A 9,048-nucleotide genomic window follows, 5' to 3' on the forward strand; every position below is an offset into this window, starting at 1 on the left:
GGACGTACCGCCTGGTCGGTGTCGGACCGGCCGGCACCCAGGTGGCCGTGGTGGTCATGGAAACCAATCCGCCGGCCAAACGGCCCGGCCCGGCCTCCACGGCCCTGGCCAACGAGGTCCGGGAGGCGGTGTCCGCCGCCGGTGTCGAGGTGGCGGCGGTGCTCGTGGTCCCGGATCTTCCCACCGACATCCGGCACAACTCCAAGATTGATCGTGCCGCCCTGGCAGCCTGGGCCGAAAAGACCCTGGCCGGAGGAAGGATCCGCAAACCATGAGCACCCCTGAATCCCCAGCAACCCCGCGCCGGGTGCTGGTCACCGGCGCCAGCGGCCTGCTCGGCGGAGCCGTCGCCGAATTGTTGCGCACCAAGGGACACCATGTTCGCACGTTCCAGCGGCGTGCCTCGAACGGCGCCACGGATGAAGTCCTGGGATCGCTGACGGACCAGGGAGCGGTCAATCGTGCCGCCAAGGGCATGGACGCGGTCATTCACCTGGCGGCAAAGGTCTCCTTCACCGGGGACTGGGACGAGTTCGTCTCCACGAACATCGTCGGCACCAGGAACCTGTTGCAGGCCGCCCAGGAATCCGGGGTTTCGGATTTCGTCTTCGTCTCCTCCCCCTCGGTAGCGCACTTCGGCGCAGCCCTGGCCGGGGAGTCGGCGGGCACCGCCGACCCGGAACGCGCCCGCGGATTCTACGCCCGCTCCAAGGCGGCCGCGGAACTGATCGCCCTGTCGGAGGACCAGCCCGAATTCCGGGTGACGGCCATCCGGCCGCACGTTGTCTGGGGCCCGGGTGACACACAGTTGGTCGAGCGTGTCATCCAGCGCGCCAAGGCGGGCCGGCTGCCCCTGCTGGACCAGGGTGTCGCACTGATAGATACCACCTACATCGACAACGCCGCCGCCGCGATCGTGCGAGGGCTGGAACGCATGGATCATGCCCACGGCCGTGCCTGGTGGTAACCAACGGGGAACCACGTCCGGTTGGAGAACTCATGGCGGGAATCTGCCAGGCCGGCGGCGCACCGGCCCCCAAACTGAACGTGCCCGGCTGGTTAGCCCGCGGCGCGGGATCGGTGATTGAAAAGCGTGGCTGGCCGCCGGCCGCCGCAACCTGGTGACCGACGAACCTCCAATGACCCGATTCCTGGCCGAGCAGCTGTCCACCGCCCACTGGTTCGATCAACGTCAAACGCACGAAATCCTGGACTGGAAGCCGGAAGTCAGCATCGATGAGGGAATCGAGCGCCTCCGTGCCCACTACAGTGGCTCGCCGGTTGGCTAGCAACGCGATCTTGTAGCCCCACAGCACAGGAGCCGGGGCAGGCCGCAGTTGATTCTCAGCTTCCTTACATTCGGTGCGGCCTGCTTCCCCAGGTAGTAGAGACTTGATGCCATGGACAAGCCCGAAGCAGTCACCACCCAGGACTCAACCGTCGAACAGTGGACGGCGGCACTGGCCCAGTCCACCGGTTCGCCCGGTGGCGGCGCCGGTGCCGGATTGATGCTGGCCATTGCCGCCTCCCTGATCTCCATGTTGCCGGTTACACGGATGCGCAGGAACCGCAGGCCGCCCACGTGCAGAGCCTTCGACGCCGGGCCTTGGAGTTGCGGCAGACGGCGCTGCGCCTGGCGGACGAAGACGCCTCCGCGTCCAAGGCCTTCGGCGCCGCGTTCCACCTGGAGCCTGGAAGGGAACGCGAGACCGCGATCAAGAATGCCAGCATCAACGCTGCCCGGGCCTCGGCGACGCTGGGCAAGCACGCCGTTATTGCCATTGACGACCTTGAATGGCTGGCCCTGAACGGCAACCAGGCGCTGGTTTCCGATGTGGTGGTCGCTTTGGGCTCATTGCGCGCCACGCTTGCTGGCGCCCGTACTAATGTCAGCTTCGACCTGGCCAGCTCGACAACCGACGATTCATCGATGGCCGAACTGCGCCGGCAACACCAGGACCTCTTCGCGGCACTGCGTGAATTTGAAGCGGCTATCGAACGCCTGGATATGATCGCCTCCGGGATTGACCGGCGCGCGGCCCCAACCAGAGCCTAGACGTACCCGAAACGAAAATACGGCGGTGCGCGGTGCAACCCCTCCTAGCGTTGCCGGGCTCTACGCGTTGGTCAGTCTTTTCTTCCGGCCAGCTTCCGCGGTAGTCCCCGCTACGACAAACCCACTGCGCGCCCCTGTTCATCGACATCCATGTGCATGGCGGCCGGCACCTTGGGAAGGCCAGGCATGGTTGTGATCGCCCCGGTGATGACCACAATGAAACCGGCACCCGTCTTGGGAACGATCTCGCGGACCTGCAACGTGAATCCTTCGGGGGCTCCCAGGAGCGTGGGGTCATCGGAGAACGAATACTGGGTCTTGGCCATGCACACCGGCAGGTCGTCCCAGCCGTTGGCGTGGATCTGCTCGAGCATCCGCCTTGCTTGGCAGAATATTCAATGCCCACTCCGCCATAGAGCTCGCGCACCAGGGTTAGGATCTTCTCCTCAACCGGTTGCGTCAGCTCGTACAACGGGGAGAAATTGTTCGGTGGTTCAATGGCCCGCAAGACCGCGGCGGCCAGCTCCCCGGCCCCGGCACCGCCGTGGCCCCAGACATCGGCTACGGCGCATTCAATGTTGTTCGCCGCGGCCCATTCGGTGACCACCGCCAATTCCGCTTCGGTATCCGTGGTGAATCGGTTGATGCCGATGACCGGCTGGATACCGAACTTCGAGATGTTCAAGGCATGCCGGGCGAGGTTCGTCAGGCCTGCGCGCACGGCCTCGATGTCTTCTTCACGCAGCTGCTCCAGGGACACTCCCCCGTGCATTTTCAGGGCACGAATGGTGGCCACGATGACGACGGTGTCCGGGTCGCACCCGGCATAGCGGGCCTTGATGTCCATGAACTTCTCGCGCCCAGGTCGGTGCCGAAGCCGGCCTCGGTCACCACGATGTCGGCCAGCGTACGCGCGGTATTGGTGGCGACCGCCGAGTTGCAGCCATGCGCAATGTTGGCGAATGGCCCGCCATGGATGAGGCGGGGGTACCGCCTATGGTCTGGACGAGGTTGGGTTTGATCGCCTCCTTGAGCAGCAAGGCCATGGCACCGGCGGCCCCAGGTCGTCCACGGTGACCGGAGCGTTGTCGCGGGTATAGCCGATGGTCATGCGGCCGAGCCGGGCGCGCAAGTCCTCCAGCCCGGTGGCCAGGCAGAATACCGCCATGACCTCGGAAGCAGCGGTGATCTCGAAACCGGTTTCCCGCGGCATCCCGTCGGCCGGCCCACCAAGGCCGATGACCACGTTGCGCAGCGCCCGGTCGTTCATGTCCACGGCGCGTTTGAAGGTGATGCGCCGCGGATCAATGCCCAGGGAATTTCCCTGGTGCAGGTGGTTGTCGATCAGTGCCATCAACAGGTTGTTCGCGCTGGTGATGGCATGGAAATCCCCGGTGAAATGCAGGTTGATCTCATCCATCGGGAGCACCTGCGACTTGCCGCCGCCGGTGGCCCCACCCTTCATGCCGAAACTCGGGCCCACAGAGGGTTCACGCAGGGCGATCATGGTTTTCGTTCCCGCGGCGGCCAAGGCATCACCCAAGCCCACCACCATGGTGGATTTCCCTTCCCCCGCGGGTGTCGGGGACATGCCGCTGACCAGGACCACCTTTCCCAGACCGGAACCGCGAGCAGTCAGCAGGGCCGGGTCGATCTTGGCCTTGTACCTGCCGTAAGGCTCCACCGCAGTCTCCGGGATCCCGGCCGACCGGGCGATCTGCGAAATTGGCTTGAGCACCGCTCGCGAGGCAATGGCAAGATCACTCATGTCGGTTTCTGGCGTGGAAGTCATCGTGTGCCCCTATCTGGCTTCCTAGTCGGGGGAAAATGAACCCCAGGGTCCTTGGTTTTCCTCGATTCACCTTCAAGCTACCACTGAGGAGGTCGCGGGCGGTGGGATGTCCCGGCCAAATTCTCATCTACTGAGACCGCCGGACCATGGGCCGTGATTGGGAAAACCGGGGATTGCGTGTGGTTGGCGCTGAATCCCGGGGCCTTCTGATCCCGGTTGGCGCATGCCTGCGCCCATCCCCGCCCCCAGCGACTGCTCCGACCGGTGGAAGCGTCATCCCGAATGCAACGGCTTTTCAGGCAGACGCGTATCGTCGTTCCGGGCGGCCCACTCCCCCGTACTTCAGGTTCACCTGCACCAGCCCTTCCTCCGCCAAATACTCCAGGTACCGGCGAGCGCTGACCCGGGAAATGCCGAGTTGTTCTGCTGTTTCGGTGGCTGAGATCGGCTGCGGCGCCTGCTTGAGGATTTTCTCCACGAGCTCCAGCGTTTCGATGCTGCAGCCCTTGGGCAGTGGCCGGTGTTCCTGCCCCTTTCCCAATCCGAAGAGCCGATTGACGTCCTCCTGCTGCAGCTGCTGATCCGAGGTTTGCAGGGGCGCATAGGAGCTTCGGTAATGCTCAAGCCGTTCATTGAGATCGTCCCGGGAGAACGGCTTCATCAAGTAGTGCACGATTCCCCCGCGCAACGCCCTGCGGACCGTGTCCATTTCCCGGGCGGCGCTGATGACCAGTACGTCCAGGTCGGGTTTGATCGTTCGCAGCTGCTGCAGCAGATCCAGCCCATTGATGTCCGGCAGGTGGATGTCCAGTAGCACCAGTGCCGGGTTCAGTGATTCGACGGCCTTGACGGCCTCGGCCCCGTTATGCGCGACCCCCACCACGGCGAACCCGTCGATGCTGTTCACGAAGCCGGAGTGAACCTTGGCGACCATGAAATCGTCGTCGATCACCAGTACCTTGATCATCTGGCGTGCTGTCCTTTACTTTGCGAGTGTGGCGGTGAAGAGCGCACCGTTGTCGTTCCTGGCCATCACGCGCCCGCCGTGGCGCTGGCAGACCAGGCGGGCCAGCGCCAAGCCAAAACCGCGCCCTCCCGCGGCGTGGTGGTCCTTGGTCGAGAACCCCTGGGCGAAGATCTCCTCAATGACCCCGTCGTCAATTCCGGGGCCGTTATCCGCGACGGTGATGGCTATTTGGGAATCCGTGTCTTCGATGGTGATCTGGATGTGGGCGTCACGAATCTGGGTCACGGCCTCTATTGCATTATCCGTCAAGTTGCCAACCACCGTGGTCAGGTCGCGGGCCAGTGCGTCTTCGCACCGGCTGAGGCGGGATTCCTCGTTCAGTTCCAGCTGGATGCCACGTTCCGAGGCGACGCTGGCCTTGGCGATCAGCAGTGCTGCCACCGTGGGATCCTCAATCGAGGTCGACACGCTGTCGAACAACTGGCTGCGGCTGAGGCTGACCCCTTCAATGAAGCGCTCCACTTCCCCATATTCTTCGAGTTTGATGAGTCCGGAAATCGCATGCAGCTGGTTCGCGAACTCATGGGTTTGGGCGCGCAACATGTCGCTGGTGGCCTTGGTGTTACCCAATTCCTGTTCCAGGCGGCTTAGCTCCGTGCGGTCGCGGAACGTGGTCACCGATCCCAGATCCCGTTCCCCTCGGCTGATGGGCATGCGGTTGAAGACCAGAACCCGCTCCCCGATCAGGAACTGCCGGTCGGCTTCCTCCTGCTGGGTGAGAAGGGCACGGGTCACCTGCGGGGCGACGTTCAGCTCCTCCAATGTGCGCCCCACACAGTCTTCAGGCAGGCGCAGCAGTTCAATGGCCACATCGTTGGCAGGGTGATCCGGTGGTTGGGGGAAACCGAGATCACGCCCTCCTTCACCCCATGCAGCAGCGCCTCGCGATGTTCAAAGAGCTTGGTGATGTCCCGCGGCTCCATTCCCCTGGTCTGGTGCTTGACCTTTCGGGCCAGCAGGACTGAGCCTCCGGCTCCGAGCAGGATGCACACCAGCAGGGTGAACAGCACGCTGGGCGCGATCTCCCGGAGCAGCTCGGCGGTATTGGGGTAGCTTTGCCCGGCCCCCACGATCCCGATCAGCTTTCCCTCCTCGTTCAGCACCGGGATGTGGGCGATCAGTTCATGCTTCCCGTCATGGACGCGTTCTCCGCGCCACGCGCGGCCCTGGGTCACGGTGCTGTCCGGGGTGAGGATGGAGGAGTTGACTTCATCGGGGTAGCTGGAGGTGATGATCGTGCCCGCAGCGTCGGCGATGGCCACGAAATCCAGGCCCGAGATGCTGCGCGCGGACTCGGCCATGGCAGGCAGGGCCGAACCCATCTCCGGGGCCGCATCGGGCAGGAGCGCGCGCAGCAGGGGATTGGAAGCCAGGGATTCAGCCGCGGACAGGCTTCTGCGGGTTTCGGACTTCTCAAAATTGTTGGTCGCCTGATTCACCGATACGGCGATGACCCCGGTGAGAACGACCCCAATGATCAACAGCTGCATGATCAGGTACTGCCCGGCCAAAGTCAGTTGCCGACCGGGCTTTCGCCCCCTCGCGGCATTGGCCGTTTTCATGTGTCCCGTTCTCCTCTTGCCGCCATTGATGTTGCGGCGTTCTCCACCCTTTAGCGTACCGAAGCGACGCGAGATCGGGATCACATTTTTTGGTTACACAATGAACAATATTTACTCTGCTTACGCAAACGTGACGCGCGGCACCGCGGGCCATAGTGTCTAAAGCACTCGCCCAACAATGAAGGTAGTGAGGCACGAATCCGATGAAAACTTTCAAATCCCTGCGCAAGGTGGCCACCATTGCCGCCGCCGCGGCACTGGCACTGACCGCCACCGGCTGCGGTGTCACCTCCGAGAACTCGTCCGAAGCCAGTCGGCGGACAGTGGACCGGTGGCCGGACTGCGCATCATGGTTCCCAACACCGCCGGTGGCGGTTATGACACCACCGCCCGCGTGGCCGCCAAGGTCATGGATGAGGCGGACATTGCTTCGAACCCCGAGGTCTTCAACCTGGCTGGTGCCGGGGGCACAGTGGGGCTGGCCCGCCTAGTCAACGAAAAGGGCACCGGGGACCTGTCAATGCTGATGGGGCTGGGTGTGGTGGGCGCCAGCTACACCAATGAATCCGATGCGAAGCTGACCGAAACCACCCCGATTGCCAAGCTCATCGAGGAGCCGGGAGCGATCATGGTCTCCAAGGACTCCCCGTACAAGACCATCGACGATTTGGTTCAGGCCTGGAAGAAGGATCCGGGCAAGCTTTCGGTCGGCGGCGGCTCCTCTCCGGGCGGCCCAGACCACCTGCTGCCGATGCAGCTGGCCCAAGCCGTGGGCATTGACCCGAAGAAGGTGAACTTCGTGTCCTACGACGGCGGCGGGGATCTGCTGCCGGCCATCCTGGGCAACAAGCTGGCGTTCGCCGCCTCTGGTGCCGGTGAATACATGCAGCAGATCGAAGAGGGCTCGGTGCGCGTCCTGGCGACCAGCGGCGAAGATCGCCTGGAGGGCGTGGATGCCCCGACATTCAAGGAGTCCGGCATCGACCTGGTCTTCTCCAACTGGCGCGGTATTGTCGCCCCGCCGGAGATCTCGGACGCCGACAAGCAGAAGTGGATTGACGTCGTCACCAAGATGCACGACTCCGAGCAGTGGAAGGAAGCACTGGAGACCAACGGCTGGAGCGATGCGTTCATGACCGGTGAGGACTTCTCCAGCTTCCTGAGCGAACAGGATGAGCGCGTGGCCAACGTGCTCAAGACCCTGGGGCTGGCGTGAGCGAAGTAGCCACAACCAGGAAGAAGCGCGTCGAACTGCTGTTCGCCGCGTTTCTTCTCTTGGTGGGAATCCTGGTGTTCGTTGACGCGTCGCAGCTTCATGTGACGTATTCCCAGGCCGACGTGGTCGGGCCCAAGGCCCTGCCCTACGTGGTCTCGGTGATTCTGGTCCTCTCCGCCGTGGCGCTGGCCATCACCGTATGGCGCGGCAACCTCGCCCAGGGCGAGGAAGGCGAAGACGTGGACCTGAGCCAGCCCTCGGACTGGAAAACCCTGCTGCCGCTGATCGGGGTGTTCGTGGTGAACATCCTGCTGATCAACTGGGCCGGCTGGGTCATCTCCGGCACGCTGCTGTTCTTCGGTTCGGCTCTGTGCTGGGTGCCCGACGCTATGTCCTGACCCTGGTCATCTCCCTGGTCATGGCGCTGGGTTCCTTCTATGGTTTCTACCTCGGCCTGGGCATCAAGCTGCCGGCCGGGATCCTGTCGGGGGTGTTGTAGGTGGATACGCTCAGCCTCCTGATGGACGGCTTCGCCGCCGCCTTGACCCCCATCAACCTGCTGTTCGCGTTCGCCGGGGTCATCTTGGGCACCGCGGTCGGTGTACTTCCGGGCATCGGTCCGGCCATGGCAGTGGCGCTGCTGCTGCCGGTCACCTACGGATGGAGACCTCCAGTGCGCTGATCATGTTCGCCGGCATCTACTACGGCGGCATGTACGGCGGTTCAACCACCTCCATCCTGCTCAACACCCCCGGTGAATCCGCAACGGTGATCACCGCCATCGAGGGGCACAAGATGGCCAAGGCCGGCCGTGCCGCCCAGGCGCTGGCCACCGCAGCCATCGGCTCCTTCGTGGCCGGAACCATCGGCACCGCCCTGCTGGTGACGGTCGCCCCCTTCGTGGTGAAGTTCGCGGTGAGCCTGGGCGCCCCCAGCTACTTCGCGATCATGGTGCTGGCACTGATTACCGTGACCGCGGTCCTGGGTTCCTCCAAGATCCGAGGTTTTGCCTCCCTGGGCCTCGGCCTGGCCATCGGTTTGGTGGGCATGGACCCGGTCTCCGGGCAGAGCAGGCTCACCTTCGGCTTCGCGCCGCTGGTGGACGGGTTGGACATTGTGGTGGTCGCCGTCGCGATCTTCGCGATTGGCGAGGCCCTGTGGATTGCCGCGCACCTGCGCCGCACCCCTACCCGCACCATTCCGGTCGGCACCCCGTGGATGGGCAAGGAAGACTGGAAACGGTCCTGGAAGCCGTGGCTGCGCGGCACCGCGTACGGCTTCCCCTTTGGGGCCCTGCCCGCCGGCGGCGCCGAGGTGCCAACCTTCCTGTCCTACGTGACCGAGAAAAAGCTGTCCAAGCACCCCGAGGAGTTTGGCCACGGCGCCGATCGAGGG

The 9,048-nt window shown here is 64.0% G+C and carries 6 protein-coding genes and 5 pseudogenes; 7 read left to right on the top strand and 4 right to left on the bottom strand.

Annotated features, from left to right (window positions below; translation table 11 throughout):
- From JCM19049_RS05205 to JCM19049_RS05215, 3 genes and pseudogenes are all read left to right on the top strand, one after another.
- Positions 1–275 (top strand): annotated as a pseudogene (locus tag JCM19049_RS05205) (hydrolase); the annotation flags it as partial.
- Positions 272–1,289, top strand: a pseudogene (locus tag JCM19049_RS05210) (NAD-dependent epimerase/dehydratase family protein). The pseudogenes JCM19049_RS05205 and JCM19049_RS05210, both read left to right, overlap by 4 nt.
- Before the next feature lie 158 nt (positions 1,290–1,447).
- Complete coding sequence (locus JCM19049_RS05215) at positions 1,448–2,056, top strand: cyclodeaminase/cyclohydrolase family protein (RefSeq protein WP_306420690.1); 609 nt, start codon at positions 1,448–1,450, stop codon at positions 2,054–2,056.
- Positions 2,057–2,166: 110 nt separating this feature from the next.
- Here the strand turns inward: JCM19049_RS05215 and JCM19049_RS05220 are convergent.
- The 4 genes and pseudogenes from JCM19049_RS05220 to JCM19049_RS22255 form a co-directional block, all read right to left on the bottom strand.
- Positions 2,167–3,848: pseudogene (locus JCM19049_RS05220) on the bottom strand (formate--tetrahydrofolate ligase).
- 295 nt (positions 3,849–4,143) lie between these two features.
- Positions 4,144–4,815: a response regulator gene (locus JCM19049_RS05225; RefSeq protein ID WP_054821038.1), complete on the bottom strand. Its 672-nt coding sequence runs from the start codon at positions 4,813–4,815 to the stop codon at positions 4,144–4,146.
- 15 nt (positions 4,816–4,830) lie between these two features.
- Complete coding sequence (locus tag JCM19049_RS22250; protein WP_306420691.1) at positions 4,831–5,649, bottom strand: sensor histidine kinase; 819 nt, start codon at positions 5,647–5,649, stop codon at positions 4,831–4,833.
- A complete protein-coding gene (locus JCM19049_RS22255; protein ID WP_306420692.1) occupies positions 5,625–6,365 on the bottom strand; it encodes a hypothetical protein in 741 nt (246 codons plus the stop codon). The genes JCM19049_RS22250 and JCM19049_RS22255 overlap by 25 nt, the downstream gene beginning before the upstream one ends.
- A 275-nt stretch (positions 6,366–6,640) precedes the next feature.
- Between JCM19049_RS22255 and JCM19049_RS05235 the strand changes: the two are divergent.
- The 4 genes and pseudogenes from JCM19049_RS05235 to JCM19049_RS05245 all read left to right on the top strand — a co-directional run.
- A pseudogene (locus JCM19049_RS05235) lies at positions 6,641–7,653 on the top strand (Bug family tripartite tricarboxylate transporter substrate binding protein).
- Entirely contained in the window at positions 7,650–8,051 is a 402-nt protein-coding gene (locus JCM19049_RS05240; RefSeq protein ID WP_279402513.1) for a tripartite tricarboxylate transporter TctB family protein, read from the top strand. The pseudogene JCM19049_RS05235 and the gene JCM19049_RS05240 overlap by 4 nt, the downstream one beginning before the upstream one ends.
- The gene (locus JCM19049_RS18770; RefSeq protein WP_279402514.1) at positions 8,024–8,152 is read left to right on the top strand and encodes a hypothetical protein; all 129 of its coding nucleotides are present in this window, start codon (positions 8,024–8,026) and stop codon (positions 8,150–8,152) included. Before JCM19049_RS05240 ends, JCM19049_RS18770 begins: the two co-directional genes overlap by 28 nt.
- A pseudogene (locus JCM19049_RS05245) lies at positions 8,153–9,048 on the top strand (tripartite tricarboxylate transporter permease); the annotation flags it as partial.

This window comes from Arthrobacter sp. JCM 19049, from assembly GCF_001310435.1.

What these genes read in the sequence shown, in the direction of transcription:
- JCM19049_RS05225 (WP_054821038.1), bottom strand. Translation starts at nt 4,815, where the DNA reads ATGATCAAGGTACTGGTGATCGACGACGATTTCATGGTCGCCAAGGTT.
- JCM19049_RS22255 (WP_306420692.1), bottom strand. Translation starts at nt 6,365, where the DNA reads ATGCAGCTGTTGATCATTGGGGTCGTTCTCACCGGGGTCATCGCCGTA.